Origin of the sequence: Peterkaempfera griseoplana (assembly GCF_001418575.1) — a bacterium.
GTDB lineage: Bacteria > Actinomycetota > Actinomycetes > Streptomycetales > Streptomycetaceae > Peterkaempfera > Peterkaempfera griseoplana.
In genome coordinates this window covers 1-18,517 of sequence record NZ_LIQR01000206.1, presented here as the reverse complement: position 1 = coordinate 18,517, position 18,517 = coordinate 1, and the positions used below count along the sequence as shown (strand labels likewise).

The following is an 18,517-nucleotide window of genomic DNA, read 5'->3' as shown; positions in this document are numbered from 1 at the left end:
CTGCGATGCGCACCGTGGGCCGGGCCGCCCGGGAAGGCTACAACGTCGTTGAGTCGACCTATTGGGAAACCACCCTGAAGCCCGTCAGGAGTTGTCCCGCGAAGACTGGTGTCCGCCCGATCGGGACTGCCCAACCGCGCGCCGCCTCTGCACAGCATCGCTGACGCGCGACGCCACTTCCTCCGGCGCCTCGTGCTCCCAGAAGCGCAGTACGGCCCAGCCTGCGGCGGCCAGGTGCTCGGATGTCTCCCGGTCCCGAGTGACGTTCCGCTCCAGCTTCGCGCGCCACCACTCTGCGTTCGACTTCGGCTGCGTTGCATGCTCGGGGCAGCCGTGCCAGAAGCACCCGTCCAGGAACACCACGACTTTCGACCCGCTGAACGCAATGTCCGAGGTCCGTCGCGGGAGCCCCGGAACCGGCACATGAACGCGGTACCGCAGACCACGCGCATGGAGAAGCCTGCGGACGGCCATTTCCTGGGTCGTGCCACGGGACGTCTGGCGGCTCATCCGGGCGGAGACTGCCGGTGAGGACGGCACAAGGGACATGGACACATTGTCCTCCTCCCCGCGGTCCCCGTGCGAGTTTCCGGCGTCGTTGGGCAAGCGTCTCAGAAATGCCTTGAGCTGCAGGTCTCCGCGCGGTGCACGTGGCCTCGTGACGTGTGGCGTCCACCCTCGTCCGAGCTTCGGAAACCCCTGCGCTGGCCAGGAGGTGGTGGACGAGACGATGGTGCAGCGCCTCTTCCGGCGACGTGGGCCGGAACCAACCCAACGGACGTGGACGGTCAGGCCCTCGACGATCCAGGTGGCGGCAGAAGGCACCTGGAGGCGGCAGACCAGGCCCCTGGTGGTCCCGGAGCCAGCCGGACAACGACTTCTGCGGGCCGTCCGCTGAACTGCACCCGGCAACGCGAAGAGGCCCGCCGGTCTGGACTCTCGTCCAAACCGACGGGCCTCTCAGCTTGTTGGGACGACAGGATTCGAACTGTGCCCCTTGACCCCCAGCGGTCGAGAATGAGTGCGCCTGGCCGCTCCCCCATCCGATTCGTTCAAGTATCGGATCATGCAGTTCGCCCTGAGTGGCTTTTCTTCGGGACCGCAGGACAGCCAGTCCGTGAGAGACCCGTGGGCGGCGGTGAGCTTCCTCACTGCCGCCCACGGTCTTGCTTCGATGCAAAAGGGTGTGGCTCCAGAGCGCCTTCGGCTGGCGCGTGACCGTCGTGTCCGCCGACAGTCCCGCTGGTACGGGCCTGGCGCTACGGCGCGGGCACTCAGGGAACCCAGGCGCTCGTGGGCATACAGCCGGCTGCCCGCGGCCTGATCGACCTCGCCCCGGGCGAAAAGTGTCTTCGCTTCCTCAACGGCTGCGGCTTCGCAGCCATTGGCGATCCGGGACTCCTCGACCGGGCACCGTACGGACCGCCTTCTGCTCACCTGTACCGGTAGCGGATCCGGCCGCGGGTGAGGTCGTACGGGCTCAGCTCCACGACCACCCGGTCATGCGGGAGGATCTTGATGTAGTTCTTGCGGATCTTCCCGCTGATGTGGGCGAGCACCATGTGCCCGTTCTGGAGCTCCACCCTGAAGGAGGCGTTGCGCAGGCACTCGACGACGGTGCCCTCCACTTCAACGGCCCCTGCTGTCTTCGTCATGCTCTCTCTCACTTCTCCGTCAGGTGACGGTGGGGTCGGTAGGAAAACGAATGCATGTCATGATCGAGCGCGGCGCCGACTTGCAACGGTCGTGCGCGATCAGCCCGTGGACTACGGCGAGTTGGCGCCCTGTCGCTGGATCGGCCGGTCACCGAGTCTGCTTCGAGCTTGGTACGGCTGCTCTCTGCGGCACGGCGGAGCGGCAGCGGCGGAGCGGCAGCGGCGGACAAGCCCCGGAATGCTGCCCGCACGCGGGGCACGGATGCCCTCGAACAGGGCGGTGGCCACCTCGACCGGCATCGTCTGCCCTCCGGCGGCAGCCTCGACTTCGCCGCAGATGATGAGGTCTCCCCCTGGACGGCACACACCGACACGACGTTCCACTGTCCCGCGCGACGCGGTATGCCCGCGAGCCGTGCGGCACCGTCGGCCGAGGAGCAGGGAGCGGCCGGGGTCAGAGTCTGAACATCTCGGCGTACGGCGCGGTGATGCGTTCCTGCCGTGATCCGAAGTCGACGAGTACCGCGATGTCACCGCCACCCTCGACACCGATGGCCCGGCCGAGGCCGTACCTGTCATGGCTGACCCGGTCGCCGACGGCGAAGTGCTTGCGCGGTGCCTCCACCCGGGGCTTGAAGGGACTGGTGGGCAGGGGGCGGCGGACTGCTTCAAACTTCGTCATTACCTCCAGTATGCGCCCGACAGTGCGGGCACCGGGCCTGCCCGACGCATACGAGTTCGGATTGGACCGGAATGCCGCGTACGCCGCCCAGTACGCTCCCCGTGCCCGTGCCCGTGGCACGGGCACGGGCACGGTGCACAGCCTTCGCGGGGGCCGCCGCCGTGAAGGCGGATGCCCCGCACTCCCAGGAGTCGCCCTCCTGCGGGAGCCGTCGACGCCGGCCGGGTACGGCGGACCTGCTCGACCGGCCCGCTCTCCGGACGCGTCGACGGTCCTGACCTCGGGCGCGACCGCCCCGGAGACACGACTCCCGCGGAACCGAAGCGAAATAATCCCCCACAGCGGCCCGCGACCTGTTAGAGTGGTCGTAGTTGCAGTAGTGGTTCCCATGAACTTTGTGTGCGCCTGCTGATGTATCGCAGGCGCATTTTTGTTTCCCGGCTCTTCCCGGGTGGGTGCTCATCGCGGTGACTCGGAGCCCGCGCTGTGCGTGCTTCGGACAGTCCCTTGAAGGAGATTTTTTATGGCTAATGGCACTGTGAAGTGGTTCAACGCGGAAAAGGGCTTCGGCTTCATCGAGCAGGAGGGTGGCGGCCCGGACGTCTTCGCCCACTACTCGAACATCAACGCCAACGGCTTCCGTGAGCTGCTCGAGGGCCAGAAGGTCGAGTTCGACGTCACGCAGGGCCAGAAGGGCCCGCAGGCCGAGAACATTCGTCCGCTCTAATTTTTTCTGCCACGGCACCCGCCAAGCAGCGAGGGGCCCGCACCGCGTACACGCCTGGTGCGGGCCCCTCGGCATCGCCTCCGGTGGCGCAGCCCCCCGGCCGTTCAGGCCCTCTGGCTCCGCCCTCGCGGCCATGCCCACCCGATACGCACAGCGACGTGTCCGGGTCGACTCCCTGCCGTGGCATCTCCCGGTTCGAGGTTCTTCGCTCCCGCCCTCCGCGGTGAGCACCGACCGTGAGTGACGTGTCCGACGGTTCTACCGTCCACGCTCCGCCTGTCACATCTTTGGCCCGTTCCCTTGCGGTCTCTGCCGGCGCCTCGCGCCACGGAGCCTCCTCGTGACGTGCCGTCCTGAGGAAGGTTTCCTATGAACCGCTCCAGTCGCTCCTCCCACCAGAGCGCCAACTCCCGCTCCTTCGCGGGTTCCCGCTCCTCCGGCAGCTCCTCCCGTAGCTCCTCCGGTAGCTCCTTCTACGGCGACCGGCCCGCCGCAGGCCGGCGTTCCTCCGGTCGGAGCACCCGCCAGACTGCCTCCGTCCAGGGCGAGTTCGCGGTGCCGGTGAGCACCACCGCGGCGCTGCCGGCCGTCGAGTCCTTCGACGAACTCGACATGCCGAAGGCCCTGCTGTCGGTGCTGACCCGCCAGGGCGTCACCGCGCCGTTCCCGATCCAGGCCGCGACGCTGCCGAACTCGCTGGCCGGACGCGACGTCCTCGGACGAGGCCGGACCGGCTCCGGCAAGACCATCGCGTTCGGCCTCGCCGTGCTGGCCCGCACTGCCGGACGCAAGGCCGAGCCGCGCCGCCCGATGGCCCTGGTGCTGGTCCCCACCCGCGAACTCGCCCAGCAGGTCACCGAGTCCCTCACCCCCTATGCCCACGCGGTGCGCCTGCGGATGGCGACCGTGGTGGGTGGGATGTCGATCGGACGCCAGGCACAGGCGCTCAACCGCGGGGCGGAGGTCGTGGTGGCCACCCCCGGCCGGCTCAAGGACCTGATCCAGCGCGGCGACTGCCGACTGGACGGGGTCGGCATCACGGTGCTCGACGAGGCCGACCAGATGGCCGACATGGGCTTCCTGCCGCAGGTGACCGAGATCCTCGACCAGGTCGCCGAGGGCTGCCAGACGATGCTGTTCTCCGCCACCCTGGACCGCAACGTCGACCGCCTGGTGCGGCGCTTCCTCAAGGACCCGGTCACGCACTCGGTGGACCCGTCCGCGGGAGCGGTCAGCACCATGGAGCACCACGTGCTGCATGTGCAGAACTTGGACAAGAGCGCCACGATCGCCCACATCGCGTCCCGTGACGGCGGAGTGATCATGTTCATCGACACCAAGCACGCCGCGGACCGTCTCGTGAGGGATCTGCTGGCGAACGGGGTGAAGGCCGCAGCCCTGCACGGCGGCAAGTCCCAGCCGCAGCGCACCCGCACCCTGGAGCAGTTCCGCACCGGCCAGGTCACGGCCCTGATCGCGACCAACGTCGCCGCCCGGGGCATCCACATCGACGGGCTCGACCTGGTCGTCAACCTGGACCCGCCGAACGACCACAAGGACTACCTCCACCGGGGCGGCCGCACCGCCCGGGCCGGCGAGTCCGGCACCGTCGTGACGCTGGTGCTGCCCAACCAGCGTCGCGAGATGGCCCGCATCATGGCGACGGCCGCCATCACCCCCGTCACCACCAGGGTCAGCGCCGGCGACGAGAACCTGGCCCGCATCACGGGGGCCCGCGTGCCCACCGGCATCCCCACCACGATCGCCGACCCCGTGGTCGAGCGGCCGCGCCGCAGCACCTCCCCGGGTCGCGGTCGCCGCGACCGCCCCGCCCACTCCGCCGGTGACATCCGGGCCGCCTCCGCCCGGGGCAACCAGGGCTCCTCCGGCCGCCGCCGGCCGCCCAGGCGCGCCACCCTCGCCGCGTAGCACTGCCGAGCAGCACTGCCGGGCCCGGTTCGCGGTGCACCGGGCCCGCGCAGTGAGGCAGCCGTCCTGGGCCCGACCCGGGACGGCTTCCGCGTCAGCGCACGACCGCCCACATCAGGCACCCGAGGCCCACAGACGTGCGGCCACCACCCCTGGCGCGTCGACGTCGCCGAGCACATCGGGGCGACGGAATGTGAACCTGCGGCCCGTTGACCCCCAGCATCCGTTTCGATCAGGTGTAAGCAGATCTCATCCACCTCCGGTCGCGCCCGATCCAGCACGATGACAGCGAGTCCGTGAGAGGCCAGCGAGCCGCGGTGAGGAGCCCCTCGCCGCGGCTGAAGATTCAGACGGTGGATGCAACGGCCCCAACCAGGCCGTCATCGCAGAGTTGAGCGATCTTCCACACACATCCATGCCCTGATCTCCCCGAAGGTTTGTCGCCAGAGCTCGTCCGAGGACTGTATGGACAAGTCCGGCTGCCTCGGGTTGTCTGCGGAACTGGAAACGGGAAACACCGGCATCTGCCTTGTCCGGGCGCTCTTGGCGACTGCAACCTTGTGTGCAGCAGCTTGGTTGCTCGGACCTGAAGGCAACGGAGGTGCGTGTGGTCCAGCAGCCGCATCAGTTCGGATGGGAACTCCGCCGACGGCGGATTGAATCCGGCCTGACCCTGACCCAACTCGCAGGACAGGTTCATTACAGCAAAGGTCAACTCAGCAAGGTGGAACGGGGCGCCAAGGCGCCCAGCCGTGAGCTGGTGCGCCTGTGCGATGCCGTGCTTGCGGCAGGGGGTGCGCTGACCTGCCTTGCCGAAGAACTCGTGACCAAGTCGGCAGTGAAACACCCCCCGGAGTCAGATCCCACGACTGAGCGGGCGGATTCGGGCAACGGCGGAGAGGAGGCGTGGTTGATGCAGTTATCAGCGGACGGTGGCAGCTGGTTCCGGCCCGTTGGGCGGCGGCAGGTGGTGACTGCGGGTGCTGCGTCCGTGCTGAGCATGAGGTTCGGCGCGCCGAAGCCCATGTCCGGAGAAGAAGGTGCGCAGTCGCTCGAAGTGTTCAGATCGGTGTTCGACCAGTATCGGACACTCGGTCAGAGGGTCGGTCCCGCATCGCTGATACCCGTGCTCATCGCCCAGACACATACCTTGCGGGAGCTGTCCGCTCAGGCTGACACCCGTACCTGTCAGGGGCTTCTGCGACTGGGCTCCCGGTACGCCGAGTACATCGGCTGGCTCCTGCAGGAGACCGGGAATGAAGGCGCGGCCCTGTGGTGGACGCAACAAGCCGTACACATGGCCTCGGTCGGCGGTGACCGGGATCTGGCCGCCTACGCGCTGGTGCGTCGGGCGTTGGTCGCGCTGTACCGGGAGGACGCCGAACAGGTCATCGGGCTCGCCCAGCAGGCGCAGGCCAGCAAGCTACCGCGGCGGATCCGCGGTCTCGCCGCACAACGGGAGGCACAAGGACATGCGATCGCCGGAGACTACGACGCCTGCATGCGCCGGATGGAACGAGCTCGCACGTTGTTGGCGCAGAGTGAGGCGGACTCCGAGACCCCCGTCATCGGCACGACCAACCTCGCCGACCCCGCCGCGATGATCAGCGGTTGGTGCCTGTACGACCTGGGGCGGCCTCGTGAAGCGGCAGAGGCTCTGGACCGGCAGCTGACCCTGGTGCCGGCCGGAGCGCTGCGCACTCGGGTGCGCTACGGCGTGCGCAGCGCGCTCTCCCATGCAGCGGCCGGCGACATCGACCAGGCCTGTGCTCTGGCGCACCAGCTCTTGGACGGCGCACTCACCGTCGGCTCCGCGACCATCACCTCTGACCTGCGTCGTCTCGAGCGTGTTCTGGCCCGCCACCCACGGAGTCCCGCTGTACGGGCCCTGCTGCCGGAACTCAGCACCTCCCTGTATCCCAGCACCTCCTGAAGAGAGGGACCCACGATGGCGGATGTGTTCGTCAACTACCGGACCGGGGACGGAGACAAGAGCGCGGTCCTGATCGAGAGAGAGCTGTCTCACCGTTTCGGCAAGGACACGGCCTTCCGCGCCTCCGCTTCCATCAAGCCCGGGAGGCGCTACCCCGAGGCTCTGTTGAGCGGCGTGCGGCGCAGTGCGGTTCTGCTCGCGGTCATCGGTCCCGAGTGGGCTCGGTGGCCGTCCCTGCACGAGGAGGGAGACTGGGTCCGTCGGGAGATCGTTGAGGCGTTCAGCTGTGGGATACCGGTCCTTCCGGTGCTGGAAGGCCGGACCACGGAACGACTTCGAGCCGCCGACCTGCCTGCCGAATTGGCCGAAATCGCTGAAATCCAGTCCACCAGGCTGGACTTGCACCAAGCAGAGTCAGACCTCATCCGCATCGGTGACGCGCTGGTCGAGCTTGTGCCGTCGCTGCTGGAGGCCGAGCGCTCCGCCGCCGGGGACGAGGCCGCGGGTGCAGTGCACAACACGATGGGTGAGGTGCACGGTACGGCGGTTCAGAGCCGCGACATCACTGGTGACGTCGGTACGGTCATCAAAGGCAGCCAGGGACCCGTACACACGGGCCGGGGGAACCTCTACCATCAGTCCCCGCACTTCTCCGGTGATGGAGCGACCTTTGTCGCGGGTGACAACCACGGCGGCATCGGCCACCGCTTCGGTGAGCCGCGCAGGCCCGAGGACGGCGGTCGGTGAGCGATCCGATCACCACCCACCTCCATGATGCACGGGGCCCCGTGCATGCGGGCAGCGGCCCCCAGATCAACTTCGTACTCAGGGACCGACAGGGACGCAACCCCCGTGCGGTCGCCGACGAGCAGATCCGCTGGCTCCATCAGCGGTTCGTACCCCCTCAAGGCTTCAGTAACGCGCTCGAGACGCTCAAGAGGGAGGGCATCGTCCTCCTGGACGGAGAGCCGGGCAGCGGCCGGAGCGCAGCGGCGCTCATGCTCCTCCGCGGGATGCAACGCCACACTGAAGCCACCTTCCAGGAAGTCGACACCCGAAGCGACGAACCCACCGGCGCGCCCCGACTCGACCCCGAGGCTGTGGGCGACCGTGCCCGCCTGCTCCTCGACCTGTCGGCCGTCGACGAACACCTGTGGCACGCCGTCCACGATGAGCTCCCCTCCTTCTGCAAGACCGTGAAGGACCGCGGTGCACACTTGGTGGTGGTGCTCCCGCACGACCCGGTGCAGCAGATCAGGACAGATCTCAATCCGTACAAGGCCGACATCTCCGCTCCGCACCGGCCGTATGTCCTGCAGCGCTATCTTCGGCAGGCCGGTATCCCAGTGGAGGAGACCGCCGGTACGCCGATGCCTGTCGTATCCGATCTCCTGGCCGCGGGCCGGCCGATGCGTGAGGTGGCGAGGCTTGCCGACTTCATCGTCCGCGCCCGTGACGCGGCCGGCGGTGAGGGCAGTTTCGCGGAGTGGTGCGACCAGGCCCGGGCGGCGGTGACGGACCGCCGGCGCGAGGTGGCGGATCTGGTCACGGAGTTGCGGAACGGGCCTCAGCGCGCACTGCTGATCACCGCTGCGATGATGCACGGTGCGCTGGCCGACGCGGTGCACCGCGGTGCGGCGCTGCTGCTGCACACGACCCGCTACCCGCAGGACGAGACCCCGGCCCTGGAGCACACCGACCTGGCGGAACGGCTCGCAGAGGTCCGCGCCGTTGCGGACCCGCACGGAAAGGTGCACTTCGATTCGCTCGGGTACGACGCGGCCGTCCGCATGCACTTCTGGGACCACATGCCCCAGCTCCGCCGCCCTCTGAGCACGTGGGTGGCCGCCGCCGTCGAGTTGTCGGACCTCCTACCGGAGGATCGTGATGCGCTGGCCCTGCGGTTCGCCGACCAGTGCCTGCGCAGTCACAGATACTTGGCCATGCTGGTGGCCCTCGTGACCCGGTGGACCGAGAACCTGGCGCCGGGCCGCCTTCGTCCAGCCGCCCTGATCCTTGAGCGGGGGCTGCAGCATCAGGAACACGGCAGGTACTTCAGGCAGCAGACCTACGACTGGTCGCGGACTAGCAACCTACCGGGCGGACTCGTCCAGATCCTGGTCGAGATATGCGGCAGCGTCCTGGCGGTGCGGTACCCGGACGAGGCCATGGTTCGTCTCCACCACCTGGCCCGGAGACAACCTCAGTCCAGGGCCGGAGAGCGCCTGATCGACCTCGTGCTGGGCGACCGTCGTCTGTATCGCCGTATGCTCGACCGGCTCGCTCAGAGCCCGGCCGGCTACCGGTGGCCGGCCGTTGATGCGGAACTGTTCCGGACGCTTGCCCGGCCTGCCCATCTCACCGACCACGGTCCCGGCGACCACTCGCTCCTCACCGAGCCCGGCATGCCCAGCCGCCTGGCCGATGGCTGGCGGCATGTCTTCGACCACCATCTCCGGCAGGGCACGGAGCGCCACCTCCCTGTGCAGGACTGGCTGTGTGCAGCCCGCGACGACGAAGGGCACCGTGCCCTTCTTCTCGACACCCTCATCACCGCCTGCGGCCAGAACCCGGTGCTCCACAGCCACCTGTACGTCACTGCCCGGGACTGGGCGCACCACCCCGGTGAGCTGCGAGCGTCCCGGGCGGTGGTCACCGACTGCGTCCTGCAAAAGATCGGTGCCGCCCAGGCCGCCCCGAAACCCGTGTGACGACGAACCGCCGCGACGAAGAATCCAAGGAGACGGGTCCATGAGTGCTGCTCGCAGTACGGCTACGGTCTTTCTCACCCTCATCGGCGAACTCGCCCTCGCCCTGCTGGCTCTGGTCATGCACTGGGCCGTCTGGATCTGGATGCCGCTGACCCTCCTACTCCTGCTCGTCTGCCTCCTGACTCTCGTGGCCGGGCGTCGCAGGACCAATCCCGTACCCGACGAGATGCTCCCGCACCTTCCCGTTGCCCCGGTTGAACGCCGCGAGCAACGCCTGACCCAGGTTGCGCTGCCAAGTGCCTGGCCCGACTACGACTTCCTGTTCTCCGCGACGGTGCGCTGGTGCCCTACCGGTTCCTCGGTGGACGAGCCGGTCATCAACCCCGCCGGATTGGCGGTCGAGGCGGTGCTGGCACGCGCCCGGGAGATCACCGAACAGCGCCCGCCCGTACGTGCCTCACTCGTCCAGCACGAGCTGAATGGCGTCCTGGGCCGGATGCGGCCGGACTCGACCGGCTTCCTTCAGGCCATGGCCGAGACCGTGACCCTTGTCCTGTCCGATCACGACCAGGAACGGCTGGACAAGCTCGCCGCGGTACGCAAGGACAAGGCGGTCTGGGAGCACGAGCGGAAGTATGAGCAGGACCGCCGCGAATACCTGGGCGACGATGTCCTCAAGGACACCGGAAGCGCCGTCGTCTGGTGGCTGTCCAAGAATGACGATCACGTGGAGAAAACGGTCAAGGACATCGGCCTGCTCGCCCAACTGTCCTCCGCTGCCCAGAACGAGGAGGTGCCTGAGCAGTTCCGCCACCTCGTGCCCCAGCCGGCGTACCCGCAGCCACTCTGGGCAACCGGCCTCAGCGGCAACGGCCACCGATCCACCGAGCCCCAGCAGAGCGACGAGCGCTCCGCGGCGGACTGCTTCGACGCCTTTCTCCTGACGATGGGGCTGCCCAAGGACGATCCGCAACGTTCCTTGCTCACCAGACAGATTGCCGAGGTCATCACCAGGAACGGCAGGTCGGATATTGCCGAGGAACTGACTCGGCGATTCGACGCCCCCTGCGTCCCGGACCTCGACGATTTTCCCAGTCACGCGGGCAGCGCCGACGAGGAACCCCACGCCTAGCCCATGCCCTGCCCATTGATCAACACTCTCGACCTGCCACCTCGGCCGTGGGCCGGGCACAGCGCCCCGCAGTCCACAGCCGTACGTTCCGCCCTCGCACTACGCAAAACCCACGATCTTCCAACCACGGTCAGGGCAGGCCCCGGGCACTCTGGGAGCAGACCCTGGAACCGTGACCCACATGTTCTGGAGGCCGAACCATGGGAACCGAACTGGCTGAACTGGCCAGCGCAGGAGCAGCGACACTCGTCGGGCTCATGATCTCTGACTCCTGGACCCAGGTGAAGGGAACGGTGGGCCGACTCTTCGCTCGCGGCCACACGGTCGACGCCACGCTCCAGGAACTGGAGACCAGCAGAACGGCACTCCTCTCCATCCGTGATACAAACGACGATCTGACAGCCACGGCGATCGAAACCATGTGGCGAGCCCGGCTGCACCGTCTGATGCTGAGCGACCCCTCGGTTACCACAGAACTCACCAGCCTGCTCCGATCGATCGATTCGCAGCCCAGCGGGGGAATTCACAACACCATCAGCGGAGGAATACAGAATGGCATTGTGATCCAAAGCGGAAACATCTCCGGATCCACCTTCCACGTGCCCACTCCCCCGCGAGGTGCCTCACCACGCACGAGCGGCCGTTGAGCTTCCGCTCCCAGGCTCGGAAACCACTGGAGAAGCCGCCAGCGTGTAGCACCTCGATGAACGCCTGCCCTCGCCGCGCAGTGCCGACCCGGAGGCGTCGGCGCGGTCCGACAGCCGCTCGACGATCTCATCCACCCACGCGTCCCGACCGGCTCCGCGGCCAGGGCTGGCTTGTCGGCAGTCACGTCCGTCCATTGCGGCCTGCCAAGACCCGAGGGCTACCCTCGGCCGGCCTATCGCGTCACGGACTTGCGTGATCGTTCAGGCATGCCCGCCTCGGGACCTTCTGGTCCCGCCGCGCGGGCGGCGCAGCTCCCCGGTCCGGGAGCGGAGCCAGGCGTGGGCGAAGGCGGGTTCGGTCGCCATGGTACGCACCATCTGGTTACGGACGGTGGCGCTGCGTCCGGCTTCGAGGAGTGCTCGTGCCTCGGTAAGCGCCGCGTGGACGGAGGCGCTGCGCCGGGGAGTGGCCGCCGTCTCGTCATGCCAGCGTGTTGCGGGGAAGCTGCGTGCGGTCTTCGGCTGCGCGTCGCCGAGGAGGTGCCAGACGGCGCCGTCGAGGGAGGCGTTGACGATGTTGCGGGCGGGCAGGTCACACGTCCACGGGTGGTTTTGCTGCCAGCGGTCGGTGTTTGGGCTGGACTTGTGCCGCCAGGTGACGCCTATGTACCGGAGCTTGTGACGGATCACCGGCCATGGTTCCCGCTGCTCGTGCGTCCAGGCGCGGAGCACAGTGTTCAGGGCAGTGAAGGTGCGGCCCTGCCACACGAGGTCGACGAGTGCGAGCGGGCGCCGGCGGCGGGCCAACGCGTAGGGAGTCAGTCCAGCCGCCGCCAGGTGTTCCCGGAGCCGGTGCAGCTGGTGTGGGGCCAGGTCGTGCGGATCCACGGAGAGGGACAGCGGGAGGCGGCCGAGGCGGTCCTGCCATGAGGTGTCCTGGAGCGCACCGGTGAGCAGATCGAAGACGCTGTCGGCGGAGCGGCCGACAAATCGCAGGTTGGCATTTTCGCAGCGGGCAAGGATTCTGGCGGAGCAGGCCGTCAGTTCCTCGAGATACCACAGGTCAGGTGCTGGAACGTCGTCGAGGAGCGTCCGAGGTGGTCTGGGCGTGCCAGGTCCCAACGGAACGGGCGAAGCAGCGTCGGCTGCGGCGGGACAGGTTCGGGCATGCTCACCAGTGCATCAGTTGACGGCGTGCGCATTCACCAGGTTTTCGTTCCGGCCGGCGAGTGAGCCGTGACCGGATGAACCCTGTTTCTGCGCGGCCGCTTCCGACCGGCAGACGACCCGATGACCACACCCCCGGACGCAGTGATCGAGCTACCCACGGCTCGCCTGCCCCGCCTCCTGGTCTCCGTCCGGCAGGACCTGATGGGCTTCATCACCGCGACCATCGCGCCGTCCTCGGATGAGGCGACGTCGATGCCGAGGATCTCGCGGTGGCCATCGGCGTTGACGCCGACCGCGACCAGAGCGTGGACGTTGACGATCCTCCCTCCCTCGCGGACCTTCTGGGTGAGCGCATCGAGCCAGACGAACGCGTACGGCCCCTGGTCCAGGGGCCGGTCGCGGAAGGCGACCACCTGCTCGTCCAGGTGCTTGGCCATCGCCGAGACCTGCGACTTGGACAGCTGGGTCACCCCCAGCGAAGCGGCCAGCTTCTCCACCCGGCGAGTGCTCACGCCCAGCAGATAGGCGGTGGCGACCACGCTGATCAGGGCCTGCTCGGCCCGGCGGCGCCGCTCCAGCAGCCAGGCCGGGAAGTAGGAACCGGTCTGCAGCTTGGGGATGGCCAGCTTGACCGTGCCCGCCCGGGTGTCCCACTCCCGGGGGCATTAGCCGTTGCGGGAGTTGACCCGCTCCTCGCTGACCTGGCCGTACTCGGCTCCGCACAGCTCGTCCACCTCGGCGGACATCATCGCCTGCGCAAACGACTTGACCATCGCCCTCAGCAGGTCGGGACTCGCCGAGGCGAGGTTCTCCTCCAGCAGCGCGGCGAACGGCACACTGTCGGGTGCGGTCATCGTGCTGATCTCCCCTTCGTGATCTCGACAATCCGAAGGATCAGCCGATGGCCGTCTCACATTCGGGCACCACGACCATCCCCAGGAGAAAACCCCCGGATCAGGTGGAACCCGTACACCACCTCCAAGGGCGCAACCCTGTCTCATCAACTGGTGTTCCCTCCCGGTGCGACAAAGATGACGGACGTGGCCTGGCGCGTCCGAGCGCTCGTCCAGCCTCTGCTGGACGGAGACCTTCTCGGATACGAGGCCCCAGACAGCGCGGACCGACAGGGGAGTCGATTGCACGCGGCACCGGAACCAGCTGGACTGGTGGGGCGCAGTCGCGGCGATGGATCCCTTCGGCCAAGGGCGTGCGCAGGAGCCCGCCCGTGTGCGGTGAGCGATGCCAGCGTGCTGTGCTCCGCGAACGACGACCACGCACCGTTCGCGTTCGACGGCAGACGTAGGCTGCTGTCAAACAAGGGGGGACGATGACTGAGGACCGCAAGACGACCGTGCCGGTGTGGACGTTGGCGACCGCTGACGTCCGAGTGACAGGCTTGACCGCGGGCGAGTCGATGACGGCTGAGCGGCTGGCTGAATTGCGCGGAGTACTGGCCGTCATGGCCGACAAGCCGATCGTCACTCTTGAGGTACATCCGCTCCCCGACAAGATCGATCGCGGCCATGGCATCCCGCTCGATGCCGCCAGTCCCCTGGCGCAGCACCTGTCACAGTTCATCACGCAATCGACGCGAACTTCCCTTACGGCGGCCAGGGCGACTACTTCCGGCGAGAATCTGTATCGCATGGTGGTGCCGGCGAAGGTCGCCGCCCAGTTCGGGCAGGGCATCGTTCGCCCGATGGCATCGAAGGCGGCGGCCGATGGCATTCACGGTGCACTCATGAACTCAACGAACATCGTCGCCCAAGCGACGTTCGTGCCGGTCGGAGGAGCAGCAGCTGCAGGCGCAGTCGGTGGGGCCGGTGCGACCGCCGGCATCGCAGCCGCCGGCGGGACGGCGCTCACCGTGGCTGCTCCGCTCGTGCTCATGGCCGTTGCGGTAGGGCTCAGCGCGCACGCCGACCACAAGCGCCAGCAGGCCATCGAACACATCACAGAACTGCTGGAGCAACTTCAGCAGGACAAACTGGACGACGAGCAGAGCGCACTCAACGGCTGCCGTGCCGCCATCGACAAGGCCACGGCCATCCTGCTCGACCAGGGCAAGCTCGGTGTCTCGCTGGGACTCGACTCAGCGGTGCAACACCATCGATACGGCGTTGGGCAAAGCCGACCTTCGCCTGGCCCGATGGCGGAGTGCGCTCACCAGGCTGCCAGACGGCGAGGCCGTCGAACTCGGCACGCTGACCAAGTCGTTCCCCGGCGTCGACGACCACGGAGGCGCCTTCCGCACCCACGTCGAACTCGCCTCCCTGGCTATTGCGTTGATGCGGCGGGTGGTCACCCTCCAGGCCGTCGAGCACGCCCAGAGCGACCCCGGCAATCCGTTCGAGAGCTTCACCCGCGCACTCAAGCGGGATCAGCAGCGCCTCGACGAAATGGAGTCGAACATCGCACGTGTCCTGCTACGCCTGTCAGCACTGGAGATCGCACGCCCGAACGGTTTGCGACCTGTCTTCACGACCGGCGAAGTTGACCGCCTCATGAGCGCGGCACACCGGATACACAAGCTGGGCGACGGCGTCACGGCCAACAACCGCACGACAGACGTGGCGATTGAGATTGCCCGCCACAAGGACGGCTCGGTAACTGTGTTCCCTGCACTGCCCGCGTAGGCACAAGCCGCGCACTCACCTGGTGGCAGTCCGTCGCCCAACGGCGGCCATCTCGCCGGGTTGTCCCGGAGAGGTCGGCTTCACTGTCGCCGACCCGGTCGCACTCGGCCAGGGATGCCTGTTTCGTCAGTCGGCCGTGAGACCGCTCGGCTCCTCCCCGCGGTACGGTATCCACCGGTAGCCGGGTTGGAACACTTCGTAGTCGGAGCTCAGGCCAAGTTCCGCATGCAGCGTGTCGCAGAGCACGAGCCCGTGGAGGCTGCCGTCGTTCAGTTCAGCCGACCACTCGTCTCTGAGCTCAGCGGGGTTCACGAGTGATTCCGGATCCCAGCCGACCTTGGCGGCTACGTAGCCACGGAACTGCGCCAGCAGTTCGTAGAACTGGTGTCCCAGCTCGGTCAACTCGGCTGCGGTGAGCTGGAATCTGGGGAGGCTACCGTCCAGGCCGCAATGCCAGCTGACTGCCACGGGCAGGATCGACAGCTCGGTGTATCCGCCCACCTTGGCCAGCATCGGTCGATGGAGAGGGATGCGGTGGGCACCAGCACGAAGCACCCATGGCTTCGGGTCGATGCGGGCGGCGGCCCGTGCCGCCTCGATGTCGTCGCCGAAGATCACCACTAGCCCGAAACAAATTGCCACGATTCGCCTCTCCCTCCAACCCCGCAGCCCTCACATAGCCTCAGCATGTTCGACGAGGATGCAATCCCGGACCTGGCACCCCCGCGGACCGGAGGCACCAGGTGTGAGCCGGTGATCGAGCGCCAGCGGTCCCGGGCGGACTCGACCAGCTTGAACAACATCGGGAGCGCCGCGGCGGGGCTGCCGGCGCCCCTGGTCACCCTGGTGCGGAGTTTCACCGTGGAGAAGCTCGACCCCATGGAATTTGTAGTCCACGAGTGGATTCAGTGCTCCGCGGAAGTCGTAGAACCCAGCAACTCCTCGCTCTCCGCGGTGAGCTTCGCAACCACCTTGCGCCACTTGGCGCCATAGGTCCGGGCGAATGCTCGATCGTCCGCTGGGCACGCGTTCGATCCTCGGCGTTGCAGATCTCCTGCATCGCCTTCGTCGCGCCCGCGGCCAGGCTCCGCAGCCTCCTGTTGTGACAAGTACTCAGGATCCGTTAAAGCGGCCTCAGCGCAAGGGCGCACTGCTGGGCGCTTGCGATCCGACAGCGCGCCAGGAGTGCTCCCGGAACTGATGGCATTCACCGGGACACGCCCGTCGTCCCGGTCCCGGTACTGCCACGATCGCTGCACGGATCCCGACAACGCGGACCACTCGTTCGAGCCCTTGGGAGATCCATGTTGCCCGACAGGGCCTGCGCTGACAGACAACCGATCACTGCGGACGGACACACGACCACCGACTGGTCTCCGTCGAACAAGCACGTCCTGCCCTCGAGGACACGATTCCGCAGATGTGTTTCCCAACGACCGCGGCAACGGCCGACTCCCTTAAGGGGGCCGACATCGATACCTGCCCCTCACCAGCGCGCGGTCTTTCTGAGCTCGGCCTGCTACCCGGCCATGCCGCTGACTCGAGCCGAGTGGCCGGAAGGCTCAGCGCAAGGCTGACAAGCACCATCGTCCGCGCCGGCCGCACGCGGCACTAGGCCGGCCGCGCCTGCTGCACAGGGCTGCCCCGGGCTCACTGCCGCCACACGCGCCTTGAACCGCTGGAGGAACACGTGACCGAGGTGAGGACCGAAAGCACCGAAGCGGAGGAGCAGGAGGAGGACTACGGGCTCACGCTGGGCTGGGACAGCGCGGAGAAGGCCATGCGCGGCGCCTCGGTGGCCGCGATCTCCGGGCGGCTCCCCGGCCTGATGCGCGACGCGTTCACTCTCGCCTGGCGGGTCGACCGCCGAGCGGTGATCGCGCTGCTGGTGTGCCAGGCGGCGACCGGTGCCCTGCAGGCGGCGGGGCTGCTGGCCACCACCCGGGCGATCGGTGTGCTGATCGGCTCGGGCACCATCACCTCCCGTCTGCACCAGGCCCTGCCCGCGCTGCTGGTGCTGGGTGGGTCGGGGACGGTGCGGGCGCTGCTGGGGGTGAGTGTAGCGGCGCTGTCGCGGCGAGTGGCGCCGCAGTTGTCGGCCGAGGCGGAGAGCATGCTGCTGGAGGCCACGTACTCGGCCGAGCTGGTGGCGTTCGAGCACCCGGGCTTCGGCGACCGGATGGATGCGGCCGAGCGCGGCGCCGTCGAGGCGTCGGATCTGGTGGTGGGGACGCAGGACCTGATGGCGTCGGCCGCATCGCTGGTCGCGGCGTCGCTGGTGGTCACGGTCCTGCACCCGCTGCTGCTGCCGCTGCTGGCGCTGGGCATCGTGCCGCGGTGGATCTCGCTGGTCCGCGGTCTGCACATCGAGTACACGTCCTACCAGGCCACCACCGCCGACCGGCGGATGATGGGCGCCCTGCGCTGGTACCTGACCGACCGCTACCCGGCGGACCAGATCCGTGCGGGCACGATGGCCAGGCACCTGATGGACCGCTACCTGCACCACGTCGGACGGGTCCGGGCGAGTGAGCGGGCGGCGGCCTGGCGGTCGGCGAGGGTCGCCGCTGTCGGCTCGGCGGTCTCCGGGGTGACCACGCTGCTGTTGTGGGCGGGTCTGGTCCTGTTGCTGGTCGACCACCGGATGTCGGTGGCCCGTGCGGGGGCGGCCGTGATCGCCCTGCAGAGCGTGAGCACCGCGCTGTGGGGGATGGTCGTGGCCGCGTCCCGGCTCTACCGCACCGGGGCGTACCTGGCGGACTGGCGGTCCTTCCTCGACGAGGTCGGCGGCTACCGCCTCGCCCGGGGTCACGCCGTCCCGGTCGACACGACGGTCTTCCGCGCCGAGGGCGCCTGCTTCACCTATCCGGAGGCCGACCGGCCGGCGCTGACCGGTGTCGACTTCGAGGTGCGGCGCGGGGAGATCGTCGGTCTGGTGGGCATGAACGGCTCCGGCAAGACCACGTTGTCCAAGCTGCTGTCCGGGCTGCTGCTCGCCGACGGAGGCCGCGTCACCTGGGACGGTGTCGACGTCCGGGATCTGGATCCGCAAGAGCTGTGGCAGCAGGTCTCCTACGTCCCCCAGCAGTACGCGCGGTTCCCGCTGACCCTGGAGGGCAATATCACCCTCGGCCAGCCCCATGACGGCGGGACCGACGCCGTCCTGGCAGCAGCCCAAGCGGCCGGCGCCGACGCGGTCATCGGGAAACTGAAGCAGGGCCTGCAGACCATGATGGCGCGGGCCTTCTGGGGCGGCACCGACCTGTCGGGAGGCGAGTGGCAGCGCGTCGCCCTG

At 68.1% G+C, this 18,517-nt stretch carries 13 protein-coding genes and 3 pseudogenes; 9 read left to right on the top strand and 7 right to left on the bottom strand.

Annotation, left to right across the window (positions count from 1 at the left end):
• Positions 1–84: 84 nt before the first annotated feature.
• The 3 genes from AOK09_RS16680 to AOK09_RS16670 all read right to left on the bottom strand — a co-directional run bounded on the left by AOK09_RS16680 (position 85) and on the right by AOK09_RS16670 (position 2,337).
• Positions 85–549, bottom strand: a complete 465-nt coding sequence (locus tag AOK09_RS16680) for a very short patch repair endonuclease (RefSeq protein ID WP_055588007.1) — start codon at positions 547–549, stop codon at positions 85–87.
• Between the two features lie 884 nt (positions 550–1,433).
• A complete protein-coding gene (gene infA, locus AOK09_RS16675; RefSeq protein WP_055587999.1) occupies positions 1,434–1,655 on the bottom strand; it encodes a translation initiation factor IF-1 in 222 nt (73 codons plus the stop codon).
• Between the two features lie 454 nt (positions 1,656–2,109).
• On the bottom strand, positions 2,110–2,337 hold the full coding sequence (locus AOK09_RS16670) for a hypothetical protein (protein WP_055587998.1): 228 nt from the start codon (positions 2,335–2,337) through the stop codon (positions 2,110–2,112).
• 523 nt (positions 2,338–2,860) lie between these two features.
• Between AOK09_RS16670 and AOK09_RS16665 the strand changes: the two genes are divergently transcribed.
• The 7 genes from AOK09_RS16665 (at position 2,861) to AOK09_RS40170 (ending at position 11,416) form a co-directional block, all read left to right on the top strand.
• Positions 2,861–3,064 carry a cold-shock protein gene (locus AOK09_RS16665; RefSeq protein ID WP_030918248.1) on the top strand — a complete coding sequence of 68 codons (204 nt, stop codon included), beginning with the start codon at positions 2,861–2,863 and terminating at the stop codon, positions 3,062–3,064.
• Between the two features lie 369 nt (positions 3,065–3,433).
• On the top strand, positions 3,434–4,993 hold the full coding sequence (locus AOK09_RS16660) for a DEAD/DEAH box helicase (RefSeq protein WP_079063125.1): 1,560 nt from the start codon (positions 3,434–3,436) through the stop codon (positions 4,991–4,993).
• 607 nt (positions 4,994–5,600) lie between these two features.
• Complete coding sequence (locus AOK09_RS16655) at positions 5,601–6,926, top strand: helix-turn-helix domain-containing protein (protein WP_055587997.1); 1,326 nt, start codon at positions 5,601–5,603, stop codon at positions 6,924–6,926.
• 15 nt (positions 6,927–6,941) lie between these two features.
• Complete coding sequence (locus AOK09_RS16650; RefSeq protein ID WP_055587996.1) at positions 6,942–7,673, top strand: TIR domain-containing protein; 732 nt, start codon at positions 6,942–6,944, stop codon at positions 7,671–7,673.
• On the top strand, positions 7,670–9,637 hold the full coding sequence (locus tag AOK09_RS16645) for an nSTAND3 domain-containing NTPase (protein ID WP_055587995.1): 1,968 nt from the start codon (positions 7,670–7,672) through the stop codon (positions 9,635–9,637). The genes AOK09_RS16650 and AOK09_RS16645 overlap by 4 nt, the downstream gene beginning before the upstream one ends.
• 40 nt (positions 9,638–9,677) lie before the next feature.
• Positions 9,678–10,769, top strand: a complete 1,092-nt coding sequence (locus tag AOK09_RS41115) for a hypothetical protein (RefSeq protein ID WP_063795976.1) — start codon at positions 9,678–9,680, stop codon at positions 10,767–10,769.
• Positions 10,770–10,969: 200 nt separating this feature from the next.
• Complete coding sequence (locus tag AOK09_RS40170) at positions 10,970–11,416, top strand: hypothetical protein (protein WP_157875920.1); 447 nt, start codon at positions 10,970–10,972, stop codon at positions 11,414–11,416.
• Between the two features lie 261 nt (positions 11,417–11,677).
• On the opposite strand, the gene AOK09_RS40165 is transcribed toward AOK09_RS40170, so the two are convergent.
• Together AOK09_RS40165 and AOK09_RS16630 are read right to left on the bottom strand one after the other, a co-directional pair.
• On the bottom strand, positions 11,678–12,538 hold the full coding sequence (locus AOK09_RS40165; protein ID WP_157875919.1) for a hypothetical protein: 861 nt from the start codon (positions 12,536–12,538) through the stop codon (positions 11,678–11,680).
• Between the two features lie 272 nt (positions 12,539–12,810).
• A pseudogene (locus tag AOK09_RS16630) lies at positions 12,811–13,440 on the bottom strand (transposase); the annotation flags it as partial.
• A gap of 473 nt (positions 13,441–13,913) precedes the next feature.
• On the opposite strand from AOK09_RS16630, the pseudogene AOK09_RS16625 reads away from it, so the two are divergent.
• Positions 13,914–15,222: pseudogene (locus AOK09_RS16625) on the top strand (hypothetical protein).
• Positions 15,223–15,348: 126 nt separating this feature from the next.
• On the opposite strand, the gene AOK09_RS16620 reads toward AOK09_RS16625, so the two are convergent.
• Positions 15,349–15,864 carry a hypothetical protein gene (locus tag AOK09_RS16620; RefSeq protein ID WP_157875918.1) on the bottom strand — a complete coding sequence of 172 codons (516 nt, stop codon included), beginning with the start codon at positions 15,862–15,864 and terminating at the stop codon, positions 15,349–15,351.
• Positions 15,843–16,312, bottom strand: a pseudogene (locus AOK09_RS43860) (transposase); the annotation flags it as partial. The gene AOK09_RS16620 and the pseudogene AOK09_RS43860, both read right to left, overlap by 22 nt.
• Positions 16,313–16,912: 600 nt before the next feature.
• Here AOK09_RS43860 and AOK09_RS16610 point away from each other — a divergent pair.
• Positions 16,913–18,517: ATP-binding cassette domain-containing protein (locus AOK09_RS16610; RefSeq protein ID WP_055587991.1), on the top strand; the 1,605-nt coding region annotated here is incomplete at its 3' end.